Origin of the sequence: Kribbella monticola, assembly GCF_003261635.1 — a bacterium.
In the GTDB taxonomy this organism is placed as follows: domain Bacteria; phylum Actinomycetota; class Actinomycetes; order Propionibacteriales; family Kribbellaceae; genus Kribbella; species Kribbella monticola.
In genome coordinates this window covers 342,454-364,783 of sequence record NZ_QFXK01000030.1, presented here as the reverse complement: position 1 = coordinate 364,783, position 22,330 = coordinate 342,454, and the positions used below count along the sequence as shown (strand labels likewise).

At 68.9% G+C, this 22,330-nt stretch carries 18 protein-coding genes; 9 read left to right on the top strand and 9 right to left on the bottom strand.

Annotated elements, in window-relative coordinates; translation table 11 throughout:
• Positions 1-114: 114 nt before the first annotated feature.
• The gene (locus tag DIZ26_RS18075) at positions 115-990 is read left to right on the top strand and encodes a Gfo/Idh/MocA family protein (protein WP_112242791.1); all 876 of its coding nucleotides are present in this window, start codon (positions 115-117) and stop codon (positions 988-990) included.
• A 36-nt stretch (positions 991-1,026) separates the two neighbouring features.
• On the opposite strand, the gene DIZ26_RS18070 is transcribed toward DIZ26_RS18075, so the two are convergent.
• Entirely contained in the window at positions 1,027-3,288 is a 2,262-nt protein-coding gene (locus tag DIZ26_RS18070) for an outer membrane protein assembly factor BamB family protein (protein WP_232828425.1), read from the bottom strand.
• A 102-nt stretch (positions 3,289-3,390) separates the two neighbouring features.
• Positions 3,391-3,705, bottom strand: coding sequence for an ArsR/SmtB family transcription factor (locus DIZ26_RS18065; protein ID WP_112242789.1), 315 nt, complete (start codon positions 3,703-3,705; stop codon positions 3,391-3,393).
• Positions 3,706-3,816: 111 nt separating this feature from the next.
• Between DIZ26_RS18065 and DIZ26_RS18060 the strand changes: the two genes are divergently transcribed.
• From DIZ26_RS18060 to DIZ26_RS18050, 3 genes are read left to right on the top strand one after another with little or no spacing between them, the layout of a single operon-like run.
• Entirely contained in the window at positions 3,817-5,019 is a 1,203-nt protein-coding gene (locus DIZ26_RS18060) for an MFS transporter (RefSeq protein ID WP_112242782.1), read from the top strand.
• Positions 5,020-5,071: 52 nt separating this feature from the next.
• Positions 5,072-6,097: a hypothetical protein gene (locus DIZ26_RS18055; RefSeq protein WP_157979751.1), complete on the top strand. Its 1,026-nt coding sequence runs from the start codon at positions 5,072-5,074 to the stop codon at positions 6,095-6,097.
• The gene (locus DIZ26_RS18050) at positions 6,094-7,656 is read left to right on the top strand and encodes a hypothetical protein (RefSeq protein WP_112242778.1); all 1,563 of its coding nucleotides are present in this window, start codon (positions 6,094-6,096) and stop codon (positions 7,654-7,656) included. Before DIZ26_RS18055 ends, DIZ26_RS18050 begins: the two co-directional genes overlap by 4 nt.
• Before the next feature lie 9 nt (positions 7,657-7,665).
• Here the strand turns inward: DIZ26_RS18050 and DIZ26_RS18045 are convergent, their stop codons facing one another.
• The 5 genes from DIZ26_RS18045 to DIZ26_RS18025 form a co-directional block, all read right to left on the bottom strand.
• The gene (locus tag DIZ26_RS18045; protein WP_408610242.1) at positions 7,666-9,732 is read right to left on the bottom strand and encodes a HelD family protein; all 2,067 of its coding nucleotides are present in this window, start codon (positions 9,730-9,732) and stop codon (positions 7,666-7,668) included.
• A 47-nt stretch (positions 9,733-9,779) separates the two neighbouring features.
• On the bottom strand, positions 9,780-10,592 hold the full coding sequence (locus DIZ26_RS18040) for a phosphatase PAP2 family protein (RefSeq protein ID WP_112242776.1): 813 nt from the start codon (positions 10,590-10,592) through the stop codon (positions 9,780-9,782).
• Between the two features lie 238 nt (positions 10,593-10,830).
• Positions 10,831-12,471, bottom strand: a complete 1,641-nt coding sequence (locus DIZ26_RS18035) for a DNA repair helicase XPB (protein ID WP_112242774.1) — start codon at positions 12,469-12,471, stop codon at positions 10,831-10,833.
• A gap of 96 nt (positions 12,472-12,567) precedes the next feature.
• Entirely contained in the window at positions 12,568-14,856 is a 2,289-nt protein-coding gene (locus DIZ26_RS18030; protein ID WP_112242772.1) for a helicase-associated domain-containing protein, read from the bottom strand.
• 86 nt (positions 14,857-14,942) lie between these two features.
• Entirely contained in the window at positions 14,943-15,746 is an 804-nt protein-coding gene (locus DIZ26_RS18025; RefSeq protein ID WP_112242770.1) for a GNAT family N-acetyltransferase, read from the bottom strand.
• Positions 15,747-15,833: 87 nt separating this feature from the next.
• Here DIZ26_RS18025 and DIZ26_RS18020 point away from each other — a divergent pair, with 87 nt between their 5' ends.
• The 5 genes from DIZ26_RS18020 to DIZ26_RS18000 all read left to right on the top strand — a co-directional run bounded on the left by DIZ26_RS18020 (position 15,834) and on the right by DIZ26_RS18000 (position 20,737).
• Entirely contained in the window at positions 15,834-16,457 is a 624-nt protein-coding gene (locus tag DIZ26_RS18020; RefSeq protein WP_112242768.1) for an SIMPL domain-containing protein, read from the top strand.
• Between the two features lie 69 nt (positions 16,458-16,526).
• A complete protein-coding gene (locus DIZ26_RS18015) occupies positions 16,527-17,762 on the top strand; it encodes an Nramp family divalent metal transporter (protein WP_112242766.1) in 1,236 nt (411 codons plus the stop codon).
• Positions 17,763-17,769: 7 nt separating this feature from the next.
• Positions 17,770-18,561, top strand: coding sequence for a metallophosphoesterase (locus tag DIZ26_RS18010; protein ID WP_112242764.1), 792 nt, complete (start codon positions 17,770-17,772; stop codon positions 18,559-18,561).
• A 91-nt stretch (positions 18,562-18,652) separates the two neighbouring features.
• Positions 18,653-19,033 carry a DUF427 domain-containing protein gene (locus tag DIZ26_RS18005; protein ID WP_112242762.1) on the top strand — a complete coding sequence of 127 codons (381 nt, stop codon included), beginning with the start codon at positions 18,653-18,655 and terminating at the stop codon, positions 19,031-19,033.
• Between the two features lie 63 nt (positions 19,034-19,096).
• Complete coding sequence (locus tag DIZ26_RS18000; RefSeq protein ID WP_112242760.1) at positions 19,097-20,737, top strand: AMP-binding protein; 1,641 nt, start codon at positions 19,097-19,099, stop codon at positions 20,735-20,737.
• Between the two features lie 20 nt (positions 20,738-20,757).
• On the opposite strand, the gene DIZ26_RS17995 is transcribed toward DIZ26_RS18000, so the two are convergent.
• Both DIZ26_RS17995 and DIZ26_RS17990 read right to left on the bottom strand, forming a co-directional pair.
• Complete coding sequence (locus tag DIZ26_RS17995; RefSeq protein ID WP_112242759.1) at positions 20,758-21,708, bottom strand: R2-like ligand-binding oxidase; 951 nt, start codon at positions 21,706-21,708, stop codon at positions 20,758-20,760.
• Positions 21,709-21,710: 2 nt separating this feature from the next.
• Positions 21,711-22,295, bottom strand: coding sequence for a TetR/AcrR family transcriptional regulator (locus DIZ26_RS17990; RefSeq protein ID WP_112242757.1), 585 nt, complete (start codon positions 22,293-22,295; stop codon positions 21,711-21,713).
• Between the last annotated feature and the right edge of the window lie 35 nt (positions 22,296-22,330).

The window sequence follows — 22,330 nt, the reverse complement described above, 5'->3', positions numbered from 1 at the left end:
CGACCGATCCGGGGCTCGGGGTTAGGGTCGTGGCCAAAGCGATATCGCCTCGTCACCAGACCGGTGCGGGAGCGTCGGATCCGCAGGTTCTGCCGGGTGGAAGGGGAGCGTTCGATGCGATTCGGTCTGGTCGGTACCGGTCACTGGGCGCGGGTCACACACGGGCCGGGGCTCCGCGCGGCCGAGGGCGTCGAGCTGGTCGGAGTCTGGGGACGCAGTGCGGACAAGGCGTCACAGTTAGCGACCGAGCTGGGCACGACGGGGTACGACGACTACGCCGAGTTACTGGAGGTCGTGGATGCCGTCGCGTTCGCCGTACCGCCGAAGATCCAGGCGACGATGGCGCTCGAAGCCGCTGCCGTCGGCAAGCATCTGCTGCTGGACAAGCCGGTCGCCGACTCGCTCGACGACGCCCGGGCGCTGGCCGACGAGGCGACCGCCGAGGGCATCGCGTCCGTGGTGTTCTTCACCGGCCGCTTCGCGCCGGAACTGCGGTCCTTCTTCGCCGAGGTCGAGGAGACCGGCGGCTGGCGTGGTGGCTGGTGCCGGATGCTCGCCTCCTTGGACGCCCCCGGCAACCCGTACGCCGAATCCGCGTGGCGCCGCGAGCAACGAGGCGCCCTCTGGGACGTCGGACCGCACGCGCTGTCCAACCTGACCGCCATGCTCGGCCCGATCGCCTCGCTGCAGGCGGTCGGCGGCGCAGGCGACCTGGTCCACCTGGTCCTGACCCACGAGTCCGGTTCCACCAGCACCGCCAGCCTTTCCCTCACCGCGCCACCCGACGGCACCAGCTTCGAAACCGGCCTCTGGGGAGAGTCCGGCACCACGCTTCTCCCGCGCGCCACGACGCCCGCCACCGACTCCCTGACTCGGGCGGCCGAGGAGTTGGTAGCCGCCGCCGAGTCCGGCGACTCGCACCCCGTGGACGTCGTCTTCGGCACCCACATCGTCGAACTTCTGGCCTCCGCCGAAGCCCAGCTCCACTAGCCCGGCAGCTGCTCACGAACTGTGGCGCGTGGGGTGTCAGTGGAGGGCGATGACTGTGCCGTCGCCGGAGGTGAGGAGGAGGTTGCCCAGGGCTCGGGGCGCGCGGGTGCAGGTGATGCCTTCGGGGAGGCGGGCCTGGCGGTAGCCGTTGCGGGTGATGATGTTGGCTACGCAGCCGGTGCGCGCTTGGGCCAAGGAGATGACGCGGGCGTCGGCGGTGACGGCTACTCGGGTGCGGGGGTTGACGGGAGCCGTGCTCTGCCAGGCGGTTCGGCCGGTGGTGGTGTCGATCGCGGTGACGATCGTCTTCGTGTTGACCTGTGTGGCCGGGCCCGGGCAGTCGACGACCACCAACAGGTTGCCGGCCGCGTTCAGCAGCGTTCGGCAGGCCCAGTTGCGGGGAACCGGCCAGCGCCACAAGGTGTCGCCGGTGCGCGGCTCGATGCCGACCAGCGCTGCCGGTACGTCGGAGTCGCCGCCCGGCTCGGCGACGACGACCAGACCACCCACCACGATCGGCCGGCGGTACATGTCCGCGGGCGACTTGGTCCACAGCTTCTTGCCGGTCGTGAGATCGAGCCCGGTCATCTCGTCCGGCCGGTCGCCGCAACTGTGTCCGAGGAAGGCGACCACGGTCTCCGCAGTGGCGACCGCGCCGATGTCCGTGCACCGGCCGGGCTCGAACGTCCACCGCTCGTGCCCATCCGGGTTGGCGCCGCGCAGTTTGTCCGAGCCCCTGCTGACCTCCTCGCCAGTCAGCAGCGGATCGGCCTGCTGGATCGAGTGGTCCCTGGTGTGACCGGGCCAGGCCGCCTTGCGCTTGCCGGTGTTCGCATCGAGCAGCAGGTATCCGATGTCGGAGAATTCCGCGACCAGCAACTCGCCGTTCGCGGTGGCGTAGATGTCGGGCTTCTCGTCCGAGTCGGAGCGGGTGTAGCGCCAGCGCAGTTCACCAGTCGCCGCGTCGAGCATTTCGACCACACCGGTCTGCCGGGGGACGGCAATCCCGTACTTCGTACCAACGGCCTCCTCGGCCCCGGCGCCCGACAGTGCCCTACTCACCCAAGTGACAGTGCCGTCCAGCGTCGACCGCGGGAACTTTCCGGCCGGGCGACGGCCGCCCTCCACTCGTTCGTTGGAACCCAGCACGTAGTTGCGTGCCAGCGGCTGCACGACCAGCAGCAACGCCAGAGCGATCACTCCCGGTACTGCGAGCCAGGCCAACTGCTGACCCAGGTTTCTCGACGGCAGGAACCGCGCGGTCCTCGTGCGAAGCAGTGAACCCACCAGCGCAGCACCTGCGGCCACGAGGAGCAGCAGTAGTGCAGAGATGAGCAGTGGCACGCGCAACCCGACACCAAGCGCAGGGTTCGTCACTGGAACCTGCGCCCACGCCACCAACAGCCCTGTTACTGCAACCGCCACCACGGCGCCAGAGATGAGTCGAGCTCGCTGACTGCTGCTACGCGCACAGCGGAACAACACAGGCGCGCTGAAGAAGGCAACCGCAGCTAGAACGACCGGCGGCCAGCTGGCCTCGGATTCCAGAGCGGGCACCTGCCAAGGCGCACCGGCCGCAGCGATGGAGACTACTGCGGCCGCGATAGCGCCGAAGGTAGCCAGTGCCGCCAGAGCAGCTTGTTGCCAACCACGCCAAGGAGCAGGGAGTTCACTGTCGAGCCCGGCGAGCTCGGCTTCCAGGTTGGCGCGGGCCGTTGTTCCCATCCGCTGTCGTGCCAGTTGAGTCCGGTACAGATGACCGTCCAGGAGTTCGCGAACCTCGTCGTACCGGCGTTCGGTGGCGGTTGCCCGGTCGCCACCGTCACGGCGTACTTCGGAGGCATGGGCGGCGTAGCGGCTGGGGGCAGTGGCGAGTGCCGCGTTGACGGCGTCGAGCAGGACATCACCGTTCGCGTCGCGGCGAGGCGGAGCGTAGGAGTCCGTCGGCGGGGTGGACAGTGAGCCGGTCAGCCGGATCAGCCGGGCGACCTCGGCGATCCGGATCGGGTCCACGCCGTACGCCGGGAGGGTCTGCTCGGCCAGGCGCGCCGAGGCTTCCGCGTCCTCCTCCGCGCGACTGCCTGGTTCGTGCACGGCCCGATGGAACCAGGCGGCGAGCCGGACCGAAGTCGGGTCGGTGCTCAACTGGATCAGCGAATCGAGGCCGGTCAGCACGGTGTCGAGGTACTGGTCGCGGTATGCGCGGCGGTTCCGGCCGAGATAGCGGGCGACCAAGTCGTCGGCCAGCGCGGTCGAGCCAGGGATCAGCTCGTTCCACCGTTCGCGCAAGGCCACCACCGCCACAGTCTGCCAGCCCGCCCACACGTCCGCCGCTCGATCTGGGCACCATCGGCTTGCGGTTGCCGAACACCGGCCGAGATATCCGGCCCGGCGGACGGCTCAGCGCGGAGCGGCCAGGACGCCGGGGAGCAGGCCGGGGTACAGGTTGTCGAGGTCTTCGCGCCGCAGGCTGCTGATCCGCCGGGTGCCCTCGGTGTGGGTGCTGATGACGCCTGCCTCGCGCAGGATCCGCAGGTGGTGAGCCCGGGTCGACGGCGTCACCTGGAGGTCGATCTCACCGCACGCGATGCCGTCCGGCTGGTCGGCGAGCAGCCGGACGATCTGCAGCCGGACCGGCTCGCCCAGGGCCTGCAGCACTTGCTCGATCCGAATCTCCTCGCGATCGGGCTGCGGCAGGGCTTTCGAGGTGCTCATGCGTCCACCTTCTCCTTCTTCATGCCTTCATTCTACGACCGCTATCGAACTTCGATGAAGATCGTAGTACGATCAACGTCGAACTAATCATTTCCGTCGGAAGGTCCCCTGATGTCCGCACGCATCTACCTGCTGGCCGCCGGTGCCTTCGCCGTCGGCACCAGCGCGTACGTCGTGTCCGGCGTGCTCCCCGCCGTCAGCTCCGAGCTGCACGTCTCGCTCACCGCAGCCGGCCAGCTCGCGACGGCTTTCGCTCTCTCGTACGCCGTCGGCGCGCCGCTGTTGTCCACGTTGACGGGTCGCTGGGAGCGCCGCACGTTGTTGCTCGCGGCACTCCTTACTGCCGCGCTGGGCAACCTGATAGCCGCGCTGGCCACGGACTACTCCGTACTGATCCTGGGACGCGTCGTGGCGGCCTTCGGTGCTGCTGCCTACACGCCGGCCGCCACACTGTTCGCCACTGGATTCCTGCCGCCGGAGGAGCGGGGTCGAGCGGTCGCTGTGGTCTTCGGCGGGCTCACGTTCGCCCTCGTGCTCGGAGTGCCGGCGGGCAGTCTGCTCGGTGGAAGTCTCGGCTACCGCGGGGTGTTCGGGCTGATCGCGGCCGTGGCAGTCCTGATCGCGCTGGCCGTTCAGACCGCGCTTCCCAAGGTGGACGCGCCGCCGGCGATCAGCTTGCGTGAGCGGTTCGCGGGAGTGACCGACAGGCGGGTGCAGATCGTGCTGGCGATGACAGTGCTCGCAGTGCTCGCCACCATGAGCGTCTACATCTACGTCGTGCCGCTGCTCGCCAAGACTGCTCACCTGAAGGGCGGCACAGTCGGTGTGCTCCTGCTGGTCTACGGACTGGGCGCCGTGGTCGGCAACCTGATCGGTGGCCGTGCAACGGACCGCTTCGGCAGCCTTCGGACGCTGGGCGTAGTGCTGACCGGGTTCACCGTGGTGATCGCGACGCTGACGCTGACCGCGGCCACTGTGGTGGGTGCAGGGATCGCCTTGTTCGTATGGAGTCTCTTCACGTGGGCGTTCAACCCGCCGATCCAGAACCTCCTGCTGGAGCTGGGCTCAGGCGGCGGACTGCTGCTGGCGATGAACGCGTCCGCGATCTACCTGGGAGCAGGGCTCTCGGCCGTGGTCGGTGGTCTGGTGATCAAGTTGGTCGGCGTACAGCTGCTGCCCCCGATCGCAGCCGCGCTCGGCGTCGTAGTACTCGCGCTGCTCGTCGTCCTGCGTCGTAACCCCGCACTGGAAGCGATTGAGCACCTCGAGCCGCTCGAGGCAGAGGAGCGGCTGCCGGTGGCTCTCGCCGACTGACGTTGGGAGGCTGTGGCCTGCCCTAACACCCCGTTAGGGCAGGCTTGCGCCCATGCGTTTTCTGGCTGCCCTGCTGCTTGCCGTCTCCTGGGCGGCTCCACTGCCTGCGTCGGCGGCCCGGTCCGCCACTCCGAGCGACGTGGTGGAGGGGTGGAAGAACTCGCCCGTGTACGTCGACCCGTCGCAGCGGTCGCTCGTTCCGGAGCAGGACTCCCAGCGCTTGGCTGCCCGGGTCGACGGGCACACGCCGGCGATCCGGATCGCTGTGGTCCCCGCTGCGGCACTGGCCACAGGAGACCGCGACCAGGCGGCCCGGGCGTTCGTCGATCAGGTGGTGGATCTGCAGCAGGCCGACGGGATCTACCTGGTGGTCTTCGGCGGGGCGGTGACCTGGGGGAGCGCAGTGGGCGTGGATACGCCGATCGCGCGAATCCTCACCGATGAACTCTCGAAGCACAGCCGGTCGGACCCGGTGGGGACGCTGGACGGCGTACTGGATCAGCTCGACGTTCCCAGCTCTTCCCAGGGAGCGCCGGGCTGGCTGTGGCCGGTGGGGATCGTGCTGGTGCTTCTGGTTGCTGCCGGGCTCGGCTTGCGCTGGTGGAAGCGGAGGCCGGGCAAGGACGAAGGCCCCGCGCTCTACCGGCCGTCGTACCAGGTGCTGCCCGACGAGGCGGACACGTTGGAAGAGCGGCAGAAGCTCGCGCTGGAGGACGTGACCCGCTTCGGCGAGGAACTGGACCGAGCCGACGTGCGTCTGGACGGCGTGGAGACGACAGCGGACGTGCAGGCGGCGATGGACGCGTACGCCGACGCGGGCCGCGTCGTCGACAACAAACCGGACGACCAGCAGTTGCGCGCAGTACGGGCCACTGTCGAGTACGGCCGCTGGCGACTGGCTTGTGCCCAGGCCCGGCTCGCCGGTACGCCGGCGCCGCCCCGGCGCGCTGTCTGCTTCTTCGATCCGGCGCACGGCACCTCCGTGACCGACTGGATGTACACGCCACCGGATGGAAAGGCCCGGGAGATCCCTGTCTGTGCTGCCTGCCAGAACCGCCTCGCTGGAGGAACACGATGACCCGCTACCTTCGCCTGCTCGGCACACTCGCACTGGTTGCCGCACCGGTACTTGCTGCGTCGCCCGCGCATGCCGCGACTCCGACGCCCACACCGAGCAAGCCGCCGACCAGCAGGCCGACGTACAAGTACACCCAGCCTCGCTACACCCCGCCGGACTTCGACGGCGACCGTCAACGCGCGCAGGCCGCCGCGGAGACGTACATGAACGGCGTCGCCGCCAAGCTGGGTGATCCGGGCGTCTGGGTCGATCCCGACGTGACCCGGCTCAGCACTTCGGAGGTGGCTGAGCTGAACCGCGCAGTGAGGTCGGCTGCGGCACCGATGCGGATCGCCGTCATTCCGGCATCGGCGATCGACATCGGCTACAAGGGCTCCTACAGCTCACGGGTTCAGCTCGCCTGGACCGGCGAGGAGATCGCCAGTCAGCTGTACGACCGGGTCGGCGTAGAGGGCGTGTACGCCGTACTGGTCGACGCGACCTCGGAGTCGAAGGGCCGCGGATTCCACGCCGTACAGCACGCAGACAAGGGACCGACGTACCACGTGGGTGACGCCGTCGACGAGGCGGTCGACTGCTGTGCGCCTGACTACGACGCGATCCTCACCCGGTTCATCCAGCGTGCGCAGGTGATCGACAAGCCGTTCTACATCGACGCCGCCCCGTACGCCGGAGGTGTGGCCGGCCTCGCGGTGCTGTGGTGGGGCGGTATCACGCTGAGCGCTCGCCGGGCCCGCAGGTCGGACGAGAAGAAGCACCTCGAGGTCTCGGTACCGGTCCTCAACGAGGAGATCATCGGGCTCTCACAGCAGGTGTCGGCGCTGCCGGCGACCTCGGACCCCCAGCAGGCGAAGCTTTCCCAGGACGTGCTCGACGCTGTGGAGAAGGCCCGGCATCGGCTCGACGAAGCCAAGGGTGACGACGACACAGCGGCTGTGGCCACACTGCTCGGCTCTGCGCGGTACGGCTTGGTTTGCCTGGCTGCAGTGCGCGCAGGCAAGCCGATTCCTGAGCCGACGCCGCCCTGCTTCTTCGATCCCCGCCACGGGCCCAGTACTACGGCAGTCCAATGGGCACCCGAAGGCGGTACGGAGCGGCAGGTGCAGGTGTGCGCCGCGTGCGCTGCGAAGGTGGCGGCCAAGCAGGAGCCGGAGATCCGGATGGTGACGCTCCGGGACCGGGCCCGGCCCTACTGGACGCTCGGCGAGGAACTGGCGTCGTACATGGACGGCTACTGGACCATGGGCGACGGCACGCGCTGGTGGTTCCCTGACCAGGACGCCCGCCGGGCCGGAGAGGCGATGCGGTCCCGCTGGGGCTCCCGCCGCGCCGGTGCTCGCCTCAGCCGCTTCTCCGACGACCTCAGTACCGCGATGGCCAGCCGCTCCTCCTCGTCCAGCTGGAGTAGCTCGGACGACGACGACAACGACAGCGGCAGCAGCTGGAGCTCCGGCTCGTCCCGGCGCCGACGGTCGTCGTACTCGTCCCGGACCCGCTCCAGTGGCGGCGGCTCGTCCCGGCGCTCCTCCCGCCGCTCCGGTGGCTCCCGAGGCTTCTGACCCGCCGGCTCAGCGCAGTACGTCGGGAAGGTCGTCAGTGTGCAGGATCGCGAGTGAGGTAACCGCACGGGTCAGGCAGACGTAGAGGCGGCGGAGGCCGGTGCGCTCGTCGGCCTCACCGGCCACGATGCCGGCCGGCTCGACCAGGACGACGTGGTCGAACTCGAGACCCTTGGCGAGCCCGGCCGGTACGACGTCCACGTGCGCCTCGACGTCGTCCTCGTCGCCGAGCACGCTGAAGCTGATTCCCTTGTCCTGCAAGGCTTTCCGGGCACCAGGGACCAGTGCGTCGGGAACGATCACGCCGATCGACCCGGGCCGTTCGGTGATCTCCTGCACGGTCTCGACGGCGGCGGCCAGACTGTCCGGTACCTGGGTGATGGCGAGCTCGCCCCGCGCGCGTCGTACTGCGGTCGGTGGCGTCAGGTGCGGTGCGATCTGCGGCAGCAGGCGTGCGGCGTACTCGATCACCTGGCCGGGCACGCGGAAGCCGGCCGTGAGCTCCTCCGTATGCGCGCCGCTCTTGCCGAGATGCTTCAGTGCCTCGTCCCACGACGGCGTCGCCCACGGTGTCGTCCCCTGCGCGATATCGCCGAGCACGGTCATCGACCCGGTCGAGCACCGCCGCCCGACGGCGCGCAACTGCATCGCCGACAGGTCTTGCGCCTCGTCCAGTACGACGTGGCCGAGGCTGGGCGTCCGATCGACCAGATCCGCGAGCTCGTCGATGAGGGTGGCATCGGCAACAGACCACTTCGCGGCGCCCGCGGACCGGGGCGCCTTGTCCCACAGCAGCAGCGCCTGCTCCTCCTCGGTCAGGATCCCGTCGGCGTGCTCGGCCAGCAACTCGGCGTCCGTGAACAACCGGAACAGCAACTTCGCCGGATCGACGGCCGGCCAGAGCGCATCGGCGTACAGCTTGACGGGACGGCTGCGCGCCACCGAGTCCTGCACGCGATCGTCGGGCGAATCACCGCCGGTCTCCATCCTGAGCAGTACCGCGTGCGCCAGCCGCTGCGGCAACATCGCCCGGCCGGCGCCGTACCGGATGCCTCGGGTGCGGAGCTCGTTCACCAACTCCTCGGCCTCGTACGCCGGTACGCGCCACCGGTGCGATCCCCGCGGTACGACCAGCGCTTCCTTCGGGAGCTGCACCTGCGACCACACCGCGCGGCGCAGTACCTCCGCCATCCGCGCGTCACCCTTCAGGATGTCGACCGGGGCCGGGCCGGGTCCGGCGATCTTGACCCGGGCGACCATTTCCTCGACGGTCGTCTGCTTCGCCTCGATCTCGCCCAGCGCGGGCAGCACGTCGCCGATGTACCGCAGGAAGCTCGCGTTCGGCCCGACCACCAGGACGCCGGCCCGGCTCAACTGGTCGCGGTAGGCATAGAGCAGGTACGCCGCGCGGTGCAGCCCGACAGCCGTCTTCCCCGTTCCGGGCGCACCCTGGACACAGATCGTCTCGTCGACCCCGGCCCGGACGATGACGTCCTGCTCCGGCTGGATCGTCGCCACGATGTCGCGCATCGGGCCGGAACGCGGGCGCTCGATCTCCGCGTCGAGGATGTCGCTGTGCTCGGCGACCGGTGCCGAGGTGGTCAGGTCCTCGTCCTCGAACGCGGTCAGCTCGCCGTGCGTGAACCCGAACCGGCGGCGGATCCCGACGCCCATCGGCTCGGTCCGGCTGGCCCGGTAGAACGGCACCGAGATCTCGGCGCGCCAGTCGACCACCAGCGGCTCGCCCTGCTCGTCGTTCACGTGCCGGCGGCCGATGTGGAAGGTTTCCTCGGTGGGTTCGAGATAGTCCAGCCGGCCGAAGAACAGCGGTACTTCGGGGTCGTCCTCGAGTTCCTGCATCCGGCGGAAGATCGCCGCCTTGAGGAACTCGGCGTTCACCGGGTCGGCGCTGTAGATCTTCAGTGAGCCGGTCTTCTCCCGCATCAGCGCGAGCGCGGCGCGGGAGGTCCGCAGGTAGTCCTTCTCGGCGTGCAAGGTGGACGGCGTCGGGTCGGAATGCCGCGTGGGGGCGGGATGCGTGGAGTCGGAATGCGTGGGGCCGGGATCAGGGGGCACGACAAGACCTCCGCAAAGCGGTCGACGGTCGGGGAAGCCCCGCTACGTTACTTGAGCGCCGGCTCCGGGGCGACCGAATTATCCGCGGACCTGTCGACGGCAGCCGTCTTGTAGCTGCGCAGTCCGGGGCGGAGCAGCAGCGGCAGGCTGATACCGATCAGCAGCAACGCCACGATCCCGTCCAGCCAGTAGTGGTTCGCTGTCACGACCACCACCGAGAACGTGATGATCGGGTGGGCCAGCCACAGCCAGCGCCACTTGGACCGGGTGATCAGGATCATCGAGAGCGCGATCAGGGCAGCCCAGCCGACGTGCAGGCTCGGCATCGCGGCGAACTGGTTCGCCACGCCGCCGGAGTTCTCCGGGCCGTAGACGGACTGGCCGAACTTGAGGCCGGTGTCGACGAAGCCGGGCATCATCCGCGGCGGTGCCAGCGGGAACAGAATGTGGCCGATCAACGCGAGACCGGTGACGGAGACCATCGTCCAGCGGACCAGCGGGTAAGCCTTGGGGCGCCAGATGGACAGCCAGAGCAGGACCGCGCCCGTCAACGGGGCGTGCACCGACGCGTAGTACAGGTTCGCTCCCTGGACCAGTTGGGGGAGCTGGAGGGCGGCGTGCTGGATCGCTGCCTCGTCCGGGAGATGTAACCAGTGCTGCAGGGAGAGCACTTCGCGGGCGTGGTCGAACGCCGAGCCGGTGTGTTTTCCGGCGAACTGCCGGCCCGCGCTGTAGACCAGGAACATGGTGGCGAGCAGGACTGCTTCCCGCACCACCCGCCAGACCACCGGCCCCGCCCCGGTGGAGCTGCGCGGCCGTTCCCCAGTCAGATCCACCCGCTCGAGTGCCTGTGTCCCCATACGTCTCGACGGTACCGGTCGAAGTCTCGGGATTCGCTCAGGTTGAACCCTGATGTTGCCCTGGGCAATCCCCGATCCACCCTCTGTGACCGAACCGTCACCCCCATTCAGCTGCTCGGCAACCTGTCCCTCTCTGCGCAACTCCGTCCACGGCTGCCGCATTCCCTGGCCGGCCGACCGAAGATCAGCTGTGACAAATGCGGCATCACAGACTGGCAAAGTAGCTGACGAGCCGAAGTCAGGCGAAGAGGTTTTCCGCGTCGACGATCGTGTAGGCGTAGCCCTGTTCGGCCAGGAAGCGCTGGCGGTGGGCGGCGAACTCGGCGTCCACCGTGTCGCGGGCGACGATGGAGTAGAAGCGCGCAGTACGGCCGTCACCCTTCGGGCGCAGTACGCGACCGAGCCGCTGCGCCTCCTCCTGGCGGGAGCCGAAGGTGCCGGAGACCTGGACGGCGACCGACGCCTCGGGCAGGTCGATCGAGAAGTTCGCGACCTTGCTGACGACGAGCATGTTGATCTCGCCGGTGCGGAACGCCTGGAACAACCGCTGGCGCTCCTTGACGGTCGTCTCGCCCTTGATCACCGGGCATTCGAGGCGCTCGCCGAGTTCGTCGAGCTGGTCGATGTACTGCCCGATCACCAGCATCGGCTCGCCTTTGTGGTGCTCGGCGATACGCCGTACGAGCCGGGACTTGGCCGGGGTCGACGCGGCCAGCCGGTAGCGGTCCTCGGGCTCGGCGGTCGCGTACACGAATCGCTCGGTCTGCTCCAGATCGACCCGTACCTCGACGCAGTCGGCCGGCGCGATCCAGCCCTGCGCCTCGATGTCCTTCCATGGCGCGTCGTACCGCTTGGGCCCGATGAGCGAGAACACGTCGCCCTCGCGGCCGTCCTCGCGGACCAGCGTCGCGGTCAGCCCGATCCGCCGCCGGGTCTGCAGATCGGCGGTCATCCGGAAGATCGGGGCGGGCAGCAGGTGCACCTCGTCGTACACGATCAGGCCCCAGTCGCGCGCGTCCAGCAGTTCGAGGTGCGTGTAGACACCCTTCCGCCGGGTCGTCATCACCTGGTACGTCGCGATCGTGACCGGCCGGATCTCCTTGCGCGCACCGGAGTACTCGCCGATCTCGTCCTCGGTCAGCGTGGTCCGCTTGAGCAGCTCTTCCTTCCACTGCCGTGCGGACACGGTGTTCGTGACGAGGATCAGCGTGGTCGCGGACGCCTGCGCCATCGCGGCCGCGCCGACGATCGTCTTGCCGGCGCCACAGGGCAGGACGACGACGCCCGAACCGCCGTGCCAGAAGGCATCGGTCGCCTGCTGCTGGTACGGACGGAGGTCCCAGCCGTCCTTGACCAGGTCGATCTTGTGCGCCTCGCCGTCGACGTACCCGGCGAGGTCCTCGGCCGGCCAGCCCAGCTTCAGCAGGGTCTGCTTGAGGTGACCGCGCTCGGACGGGTGGACGATCACCATGTCGTCGTCGATCCGGGCGCCGACCAGCGGCTTGATCTTGGCGCTGCGCAGTACCTCTTCGAGCACAGGCCGGTCGGTGGTGATCAGCACCAGCCCGTGCTCAGGGTGCTTCTCCAGCCGCAGCCGGCCGTAGCGGTCCAGTGTCTCGGCGATGTCGACCAGCAGCGAGTGCGGCACGGGGTAGCGGCTGTAGCGAAGCAGTACGTCGATCACCTGCTCGGCGTCGTGCCCGGCGGCCCGGGCGTTCCACAACCCCAGCGGGGTCAACCGGTAGGTGTGCACGTGCTCCGGAGCGCGCTCCAGCTCCGAGAACGGCGCGATCGCCTTACGGCAGTCGGTCGCATCCGGATGAGCGGTCTCCAACAACAGCGTCTTGTCGGACTGCACGATCAACGGCCCGTCGGTCACTACACATCCCCTGTCACCAGCCTTCAGGCGAAGTACTCCGCCCGACCCTCCATTGTGCCTCCTCCCACCAAACACCCCGGGGGACCGCTGGGTCAGCTACTCCGGCACCGGGCGGGCGGCGGCTATGCGGTGGAGGGCGTAGGTGCGGGGCTGGTCGGCGCCGTCGTCGTATGCGGTGAGCCAGCCGTCGGCCACCCGGACCGGTTCGACGATGCGTTCGGCCGCGTTGCCGTTGTGGTCCACGTAGGAGATCCACGTGGGGCTGCCCGCTTCGGCCGCCTCGGCGAGGACGCTGATGGTTTCGGCGGGCGCGGTGGCGTCGCCTGAGGTGTGCTCGGCCGGGCGCTCCGCCGCTACCCGGTCGCCGGCACGGACGCGTTCGATGACGGCCTTGACCTGGTCCTCGGTGAGCTCGATGGTGCTGTCCGCGAAGTCCCGGCTCGTACGCCGACGCGGTGGCTGGCCTCGCCGGTTACCTGCGGTCGTCACGTGCACCACGCCGTCGAACGACTCGCCCAGCGGAGCCAGCCCGGCCTCGCGCAAGCGGGAGAGCACCATGTCCGGCGGCGACGGAGAAACGACCACAGTGGGCGCGAGGCGGCGGAAGCGGATCCCCGGCAGGTTGGAGCTGAGCAACTGGGTCAGCACCGACTCGTCGTCGCAGCGCAAGTACGTCGACGCCGCGCCGATCCGCAGTACGCCGTGGCGGCGGGCGACGTCGTCGATGAGGTAGCTCAGCGGCTGCGGCACCGGCGTACGCGAGTGCTCCACCAACCACGAGTGCAACTGCTCAGCAGTGCGCCCGAGGTCGAAGGCGCGCCGGATCGAGCTCTCACTGAACCGGTAGACGCCACCACCGCCATGCGACTCGGCGTCGGCCATCACCACAAGGTCCTCTTGAACTGCGCGCACCAGCGGCCCAGGTGCTACAGCAGTGAGGTCCGCCTGGAGCAGCACCTCCGACACCGGTGCCGGGACGAGTGGCTGAATGGCAACAGCCAGATCCTCGGCAGCAGGCTCGTCACCGAGCAGCACTCGAGCGTGCGAAGCCAACGCGCCAAGACCGGTCAAGCCGAGCAGTGCCGCTTCGGTGATGGTCCAGTCGACCAGGTCGTCGCGGAACTGACCACCGCGACGCGGGCGATGCCAGGCGACCCAGGTGACCACAGACTCGACTGCGGGCGCAGTACCGGCTCCTGCTTCCGCCAGAGCCTGCAACGTGAGCTGCCTGACCTCCGGCGCCAGCAAGCGCTCCAGGTCCGGCGCGAGCGCATTGACCAACCGCTCGCGCGCAGCAGCGGTCGCCCCGCCACTGTCCCGCCTCCCGATCAGACCGATCGCACGTAACCCGCTGTGCCAGGCCAGCACGAGCTGAGCCCACCGATGCGCAGTGTCGAGCTCCAGCCAGTCGTCGTACGACGAAGTCGGCAGCCAGAGCTCTCCCGTACCGACCTCGGCAGCAGCAACCAGCCCAGCGGCGTACGCGATCTCCAGTACTGCGCCCGCCGCCTGCTCGTCGGCACCGATCTTCGTGGCCAGGCTGCGAAGCTCCCGTACGCCGATGCCGCCAGTCCGCAGTACGGGCGGGGGATCGGTGCCCAGCTGCTCCAGCGCACCGTCGACAAGGCGAACCAGGTCGAGAGCCGCACCAGCCGCAGCGCGGTCAGCGATAGTCGCGGACACCTGCTTGCCACCAAGCGGTGGCGGTGTCGGCCTCGTGGACGCCAGGACGCGCCCACCGCGCAGGTGCAGCCCGATCTGCCGCGGCAGCACGACAGTGTTGGCATCCTTCGGTACTACGAGTCCGCGGGCGAGCAACTGCTCCACGGGCGTCTTGGCGGAGGCGATCGTGACCGGCCGCTCCGCCTTCTCCACCGAACCGGTCGGCGGGCCCCACGTGAGCTTGTCGAGCACCTCGCGCGCCTCGGGCCCGGCCTCTTCGATCAGCTTGTCCAGGTCACCGAAGTGCCTGGTGGTGATCGGCCCCAGGCCGGCCGGCGTCGGCCCGAGGAGCTCGTGGACTGCGCGGATCGGGCGCAGGTCGTCCTCGTTGCCCCAGACCAGGGCCAGGGCCAGCAGCTCGGTCACCCGCGGCTGCACGACCTCCACCGGCTGGTCGACGCCCGCAGCGAGCGCCTGCAGGTCCACCGGCTCAGGCAGTGCCGACAGTGCCTCCAGCAGGTCGACACTGAACTCGTCGAGCCGGTTGATGGCTCTCGCCGCCGAAGCGTTGCTGGTCGCGCGGGCAGCGAGCTGACTGGTGTCGGCAGGGATGGGCGTAGCCAGGTCGGGACGGTTCTGAAGCAGCTGGCCGAGGGCAGCATCGTCCCAACCGCGTAATGCCTCGGCGAGGGTACGTGGGCGGGTCCGCTCGGTATTGCTCATCCCTCCAACGGTACGGCCCCGCACCCAGCATCCACGACCCGCAGCCCGACTCTTGTCACGCTGATGACGTCAGCCGGCGCGGGTGGTCATTCGCTGTCGGGTACTTCGGCGGCGCCGGCGTGACCGATGCGGCGGAAGCCGATGCGCTCGTAGACAGCCGCCACCGCGTCCGACTCCGCCGAAAGCAGGAGCAGCGTGACCCCCATGCCGAACGCGTGCTCGGCGAGGCAGCTGGTGACGGCGGCTCCGAAGCCTCGGCGCCGCATCGCGGGCAGCGTCGCGACGCCGACGATCTCGCTGGCCTTCCCGACCGGCTGGTGCACCCCACTGGCGACCAGTCCGTCCGCAGTGGCAGCGCCGGCAGTGATGGAGTACCCGGCCTGGGCGCGGTCGAGCAGGAACTTGAGCATCTCAGGCGAGATCTCGGCGGCCTTGGCGTCCCTGTCCTCGATGCCGCCACTGCCGACCGCCGTACCGGGGTCGCCGAAGGCAACGTTGGCGACGGCGCGAGCTTCCCGTAGTACGGACTCGACCGCGGGCAGCACAGTGCAGTTCGCGTCGGCCGTCGCGGGTTTGAAGTTCGCCTGGTCGAGGACGAGCAGCGGGTGCTCGATGACCTCCAGGCCGGCGGCGGCCGCGGCGGCACTGAGCGATGGGCAGGTCTCCACGACCCACTCCAGGTTGAGTGGAAGGTCAAGCTCGGTGCAGCGCTTCCGCAGCGCCTCCAGGTCGGCCGCCTCGATCGTCTGCTCGCCACCAGGCCGCGGACGCGCGTAGTACGGCCAGGGACTCGTACTGCGGAACAGCGTGAACGGGCCGACCTCCTCAGGCGTGGCACCGGACAGCGGCGCGGCGTGCAGGTAGTCGTCGACCTCGTTCAGCAGGCTCATCCCGGGAGAGTCCCAGCCCAGCGGGTCACCGGCAACCCCAATTTGCCGCGCCCTTACAGAGTCCGTACCAATGGCAGACTGGCGGGCATGGACTCTGGGATCACTGTGGTGGGCACCGGGCAGGTCACTGCACCGGCCGACGTACTCCGTCTGACGCTGAGCGTGGGACACGACGCGAAGGACGTGGCGGCCGCCGTCGCGCAGGTCGCGGAGCGGACCGACGCGGTGAGCGCCGCGCTGCGCGACCAGGGTGTCGCCGAGAAGGACATCCACACGAGCTCGGTGAACGTCTATCCGCAGTACGCGGACTCGATGCAGATCGCCGGGTACCGCGCGTCGCACTCGATGACGGTCTCGACGACGGACCTGACCGGGTTCGGCCGGCTGCTGAACGCCGCGGTGGGTGCTGTGGGCAACGATCTCGGGCTGGACGGGCTGCAGTTCGACGTCGCCGACAAGGCACCGCTGGTGCAGCAGGCGCGCGAACTCGCCTTCGCCCAGGCCCGGCAGAAAGCCGATCACCTGGCCGGGCTGACGGGGCAGACCATCGGAGCCATCGCCGGCGTCGCCGAGACCTACGGACACGTGCCGATCCGGGCGATGGCCGCCGCCGGGAAGGGAATGGCGCCGGGATTCGACGCGGAAATGGCCGTCACACCGGGCGAGCAGACCATCGAGGTCTCGCTCGAGGTGTGCTGGTCGTGGGCCTGATCCTGGACTGATCTGTCTCAGAATCAGACCGGATCCCCTTTTGTCCCCGGCTTCGGACACACTTCTCCCATGTACGCACCGGCCCCGCTCCGACGGCAACTGAACCGATCAGGTCTGTTGCTGCTCGGTCCCGCCTTCGTGGCGGCGGTCGCGTATGTGGATCCGGGCAACTTCGCGACCAACATCGCCGCGGGCGCGAAGTACGGGTATCTGCTCTGCTGGGTCGTCGTCGGGGCGAACCTGATGGCCGTGCTGGTGCAGTATCTGGCCGCCAAGGCGAGTATCGCGACCGGCCGGACGCTGCCCCAGCTGTGCCGGGAGCACTTCGCGAGGTCGACCTCCACCGGGTTGTGGGCGCAGGCCGAGCTGGTGGCGGTGGCGACCGACCTGGCCGAGGTGGTCGGCGGCGCGATCGCGCTGAACCTGCTGTTCGGGATCCCGTTGCTGCTGGGCGGGGCGATCACCGGTGCCGTCTCGTTCGGGCTGCTGATCTACCAGTCCAAACGGGGGCAGCGGCCGTTCGAGGCCGCGATCATCGGGTTACTGGCCGTAGTACTGGTCGGTTTCGTGGTGTCGACGATCCAGTCGCACCCGTCCGGATCGGGCATCGTCGGCGGCCTGGTGCCCCGCCTGGACGGCACTCAGTCGCTGGTGCTCGCGGCCGGAATGCTGGGTGCGACGGTGATGCCGCACGCGATCTGGTTGCACGGAGCCCTGGTCACCGACCGGCACTGGAAGTCGATCCGGTCCGCCTCCGGCAAGCAACGCGTACTGCGGGCGACGCGGCTCGACGTCGCCGTGGCGATGGCGCTCGCCGGTGCCGTCAACCTGGCCATGGTGGTGGTCGCCGCCGCCGCGCTGAAGGGCAGCGGGGCCGATTCGCTCGACGCGGCGCACACGGCCATCGGCGACCGGATCGGCAGCCTGCCGGCCCTGTTGTTCGCGTTGGCCTTGCTGGCCAGTGGGTTCGCCTCGTCGTCGGTGGGCACCTATGCGGGATCGGTCATCCTGGAAGGGTTCTGGCAGCGGCACATCCCGCTGGCGGCGCGCCGGCTGGTGACGTTGCTTCCGGCCCTGATCATCCTGGCCCTCGGCATCGATCCGAGCCGCGCGCTGGTGATTTCGCAGGTCGTGCTGAGCTTCGGGATCCCGTGCGCCCTGTGGCCGCTGGTCCGGTTGACCGCTTCCCGGCGCGTCATGGGCGACCTTGTCAACCGCTGGCCGACTACTCTCACGGCATGCCTGGTCGCAACCGCCGTCACGGCCCTCAACGTCGTACTGATCGTGCTGACGCTGCGAGGGTGAGTTCCGCATGACCGCGACGTACGCGGTCAGCGACATCCACGGCCATCCCGAGAAGCTGACCGAGGCACTCACCGCGGCCGGCCTGATCGACGCCGAGGGCAACTGGGCCGACCACGACGTCCGGCTGTGGTTCCTCGGCGACTTCTTCGACCGCGGCCCGGACGGCGTCGGCGTGCTGGCGCTGGTTCGCCGACTGGCGGCCCAGGCGGCGGCCGGCACCGGCGAGATCCGGGTCCTGCTCGGCAACCACGAGATCCTCGCGCTCGGGATGCGCAAGTTCGGCGACACCTTCGTCCCGCACGACGGACTCACCTCGCGCAGCTTCGAACGCAGCTGGGCGCTGAACGGCGGCCAGGACCGCGACCAGGAGCTGCTCACCGACGACGACGTGGCCTGGCTGATCGAGCAGCCGCTGGTCGGACTCGACGCCGACCACCTGCTGCTGCACTCCGACACCGAGGAGTACCTCGAATGGGGTGACTCGATCGACGAGATCAACCAGGCCGCCTGGTCCGACCTGCACAGCGACGACATCACCGTCTGGTGGGAGGTCTGGCGCCGGATGACGTCGCGGTACGCCTTCCGCGGCGAAAGCGGCCCGGCGGTCGCGGCCGACCTGCTGAACCGGCTCGGCGGCCGCCGGATCGTCCACGGTCACAGCATCGTGGCCGATCAGCTCGGCATCGACCCGGAGTACCTGACCGGTCCCTTGCTGTACTCCGACGGCCTCGCCCTCGGTATCGACGGCGGCATCTTCGACGGCGGCCCCTGCCTGCTGATCAAGCTCCTCCCGGTCTGAGCCGGGCCGGAAATGCTCGCAGAAGTGGGAATGCGGGCGCGGCGGTGGAGGTTGCTGACATCGGAAGAGTCGATCGTTGGGAGCTGACACTATGTCTGACAAGCCGGTAAAGGTTCCGGGACCGGATCACCCGATCACCGTCGAGAAGAACCCCGACCGCGTGGTCGTGAAGGTGGCCGGCCAGATCGTCGCCGACACCCGGGACGCCTTGTCGCTGCAGGAGGCGAACTACCCGGCGGTGCAGTACATCCCGCGCAAGGACGTCGATCTGACGCAGCTGGAGCGCACCGACCACGAGAGCTACTGCCCGTACAAGGGCGACGCGTCGTACTACAGCATCCTCCCGGGCGGCGAGAAGACGGTGAACGCCGTCTGGACGTACGAGAACCCGTACGCCCCGGTCGCCGACATCAAGGATCACCTGGCGTTCTACCCCGACCGGGTCGACTCCATCGAGATCCTGGCCGACTGACCTCGGCCGGTCGCCCGGCGCGTTGGGGTTGTCGGGCGACCGGTGGGGAGTGACGATGGCGGCATGAGCCAGCCTTCGTATGCGTCCGGAGTGTCCGAGGTTCCGTTGCTGGGCGAGACGATCGGGCAGAACCTCAGACGGACGGTCGCGACGTACGGCGAGCGCGAGGCGATGGTCGAGGTCGCCAGTGGGCGGAGGTGGACGTACGCCGAGTTCGGGGCCGACGTCGACGAGTTCGCGCGCGGACTGATGGCTCGCGGGATCGCGAAGGGCGACCGGGTCGGGATCTGGGCCCCGAACTGCGCGGAGTGGACGATCACGCAGTACGCGACGGCGGCGATCGGCGCGATCCTGGTGAACATCAACCCGGCGTACCGGACCCATGAGCTGGCGTACGCGCTGAACCAGTCCGGTGTGAAGCTGCTGATCTCCGCGACGGAGTTCAAGACCAGCGAGTACCGCAAGATGATCGAGGAGGTCCGGCCGGACTGCACCGCGCTCGAGGACGTCGTCTACATCGGTACGCCGGACTGGGACTCCGTGGTCTCAGCCGCAACCGGTGTGACCGCCGACCAGTTGGAGGAGCGCGCGGCGGAGCTCAGCTTCGACGACGCGATCAACATCCAGTACACCTCGGGGACCACCGGCTTCCCCAAGGGCGCGACTTTGAGCCACCACAACATCCTGAACAACGGGTACTTCGTCACCGAGACGATCGCGTTCGGCCCGGACGACCGGCTGTGCATCCCGGTGCCGTTCTACCACTGCTTCGGCATGGTGATGGGCAACCTCGGCTGCACCACGCACGGCGCCTGCATGGTGATCCCGGCGTCGGCTTTCGATCCGGCGGCGACGCTCAAGGCCGTCCAGGACGAGCGCTGCACCGGCCTGTACGGCGTACCGACGATGTTCATCGCTGAACTGGGACTGCCCGACTTCGCGTCGTACGACCTGAGTTCGCTGCGGACCGGGGTGATGGCGGGCTCGCCGTGCCCGGTCGAGGTGATGAAGCGCTGTGTGGCCGACATGCACATGGCCGAGGTGGCGATCTGTTACGGCATGACCGAGACCTCGCCGGTGTCGACGCAGACCCGGCGTGACGACGACCTCGATCGCCGTACGTCGACCGTCGGCCGGGTGATGCCGCACGTCGAGGTGAAGCTGGTCGACCCGGTGACCGGGCTCGTCGTACCGCGTGGCGAGCCGGGGGAGCTGTGCACCCGCGGGTACTCCGTGATGCTCGGCTACTGGGACGAGCCCGGGAAGACCGCCGAGGCGATCGACCAGGCGCGTTGGATGCACACCGGCGACCTCGCGGTGATGCGCGACGACGGCTACGTGAACATCGTCGGCCGGATCAAGGACATGGTCATCCGCGGCGGCGAGAACGTGTACCCCCGCGAGATCGAGGAGTTCCTCTACACCCACCCCGACATCGCCGACGTCCAGGTGATCGGCGTACCGGACGAGAAGTACGGCGAGGAACTCTGCGCGTGGATCAAGCTTCGCCCCGGCGCCGGCGAACTGGACGCCGCCGGACTCCGCTCCTTCGCCACCGGCAAACTCGCCAACTACAAGATCCCGCGCTACGTCCTCCTCGTCGACGACTTCCCGATGACCGTCACCGGCAAGATCCGCAAGGTCGAGATGCGCGAGAAGTCGATCGCCCTGCTCGGACTGCGACCACCAGCCCCGACAAGCTGAAGGTTGCCTCCAGCAACGGGTCAGCGGACTGCGGCGAGGGCGGCGGAGTCTTCGGCGCCGAAGGTGTCTTCGAGGTTTTCGGGGGAGTAGTCGAGGTCGATGCCGGCGACGTCGGCGCCGAGGGCTGACTCGATGGCGCCGAGGCGGCGGGTGGCGCGGTCGCCGGCGTACGTCATCAGGGCGGTGGGGTCGATCTCCGGTGGGATCTCGGGCGAGTTCTCCAGGGCCCACTGGATCTGGACGAGGGCGTGCGGGAGCAGTTCCTCCATCGTGTCGGTGACGACCTTCCAGTTGGACTCGTCGGCCGCGACGTGGCGGCGGCAGGTGAACGTGCCCCACGCCATGTGCCGTCGTTCGTCGTCACCGATGCGGCGGATCAGTTCCTGCATGCCGGGCAGGACACCGCGGCCGGTGCACAGCAGGTTCCACGAGTGGTAGCCGGTGAGAGCCAGAGTTCCTTCTACTACGTGGTTGTAGGTGACCGAAGCGCGCACCTGGTTCGCCGGAGACGGGTCGTCGGCGAGGGATTTGAGTGCCACCGGCAACGCTTCGTAGAAGATCGCGCGGTAGCCGGGGTTGTTCTCGACGTACCGGTGCAGGTCCTCGGTGACGCCGACCGCGTCGAGCCACATCCGGAAGACCGCGGTGTGCTTGGCCTCCTCGAAGCAGAACTGGGTCAGGTACATCTCGTCGCCGAACCGACCCTCCGCGGCCATTGCCTGCAGGAACGGCTGCAGGTCCTCGGTGACGGCTTCCTCACCGGCGATGAACTGCGCGCACAGCATCATCGCGTTGTCCCGCTCGTTGTCGGTGAAGTTCTCCCAGTCCTTGGCGTCCTGGTTGAAGTCGATGTCGCGCGGGTTCCAGAACTTCCGGTTGCCCTTGTCGAAAAGGCGGAGCGGCAGGGCGTCCCAGTTCAGCCCACCCGCCTGCAACGAGCTGAAACCCTGCCGGTGAAGAGGATTCGTCATCACTACCTCCTGCTGGTGGCCAAGAACGGACCGAGGACGTGGGCTATTTGGCCGGCGACGGCGGCTGGGGGCGGGCCGGGGTTGACGATGTGGCTGAGGACTACACGCAGAGCGATGTCCACGCAGGTCGCCGCGTCGTCGGCGGCGATCTCGGGCCAGTGTTCGCGGACATGGGCGTCCAGCCGCTGGTGGCTCAACTCGAGCACCTGCTGGCCGCGGGTGGTGAGGAGCTGACTGGCCTGGTCCGACCCAGGAGCGCTGAGCGCGGCCTTCACGAGCGGGTTGTCGGAGGCAAGCGTCAGCGCCCGTTCGACCGCGGCGCGGAGCCCGTCGATCGGGTCGGTGTGCCCGGCGAGCGCGGCGTTCACCTCGACCAGGAACCGCTCGGTCTCCCGCGCCGCGACCGCCTGCAGCACACCCCACTTGTCCCCGAACTCGTTGTAGACCGTCTGCCGCGACACCCCGGTCCGCCGCCCGACGTCGGCCATCCGCAACCCGTCGTACCCGCCGGTGACGATCGCGTCGTACGCCGCGTCGAGCAGCTCCTCCCGCAACCGCCGCTTGGTCCGCGCACCAAAGGAATCCACACACCACAGGGTTTACATCCAACGCCTTGATGTCA

Coding starts and splice junctions, on each gene's coding strand:
- DIZ26_RS17995 (WP_112242759.1), bottom strand. CDS start 21,708: ATGACGAATCCTCTTCACCGGCAGGGTTTCAGCTCGTTGCAGGCGGGT.
- DIZ26_RS18000 (WP_112242760.1), top strand. CDS start 19,097: ATGAGCCAGCCTTCGTATGCGTCCGGAGTGTCCGAGGTTCCGTTGCTG.
- DIZ26_RS18040 (WP_112242776.1), bottom strand. CDS start 10,592: ATGGGGACACAGGCACTCGAGCGGGTGGATCTGACTGGGGAACGGCCG.
- DIZ26_RS18010 (WP_112242764.1), top strand. CDS start 17,770: ATGACCGCGACGTACGCGGTCAGCGACATCCACGGCCATCCCGAGAAG.
- DIZ26_RS18075 (WP_112242791.1), top strand. CDS start 115: ATGCGATTCGGTCTGGTCGGTACCGGTCACTGGGCGCGGGTCACACAC.
- DIZ26_RS18030 (WP_112242772.1), bottom strand. CDS start 14,856: ATGAGCAATACCGAGCGGACCCGCCCACGTACCCTCGCCGAGGCATTA.
- DIZ26_RS18015 (WP_112242766.1), top strand. CDS start 16,527: ATGTACGCACCGGCCCCGCTCCGACGGCAACTGAACCGATCAGGTCTG.
- DIZ26_RS18025 (WP_112242770.1), bottom strand. CDS start 15,746: ATGAGCCTGCTGAACGAGGTCGACGACTACCTGCACGCCGCGCCGCTG.
- DIZ26_RS18060 (WP_112242782.1), top strand. CDS start 3,817: ATGTCCGCACGCATCTACCTGCTGGCCGCCGGTGCCTTCGCCGTCGGC.
- DIZ26_RS18065 (WP_112242789.1), bottom strand. CDS start 3,705: ATGAGCACCTCGAAAGCCCTGCCGCAGCCCGATCGCGAGGAGATTCGG.
- DIZ26_RS18005 (WP_112242762.1), top strand. CDS start 18,653: ATGTCTGACAAGCCGGTAAAGGTTCCGGGACCGGATCACCCGATCACC.
- DIZ26_RS18020 (WP_112242768.1), top strand. CDS start 15,834: ATGGACTCTGGGATCACTGTGGTGGGCACCGGGCAGGTCACTGCACCG.
- DIZ26_RS18050 (WP_112242778.1), top strand. CDS start 6,094: ATGACCCGCTACCTTCGCCTGCTCGGCACACTCGCACTGGTTGCCGCA.
- DIZ26_RS18055 (WP_157979751.1), top strand. CDS start 5,072: ATGCGTTTTCTGGCTGCCCTGCTGCTTGCCGTCTCCTGGGCGGCTCCA.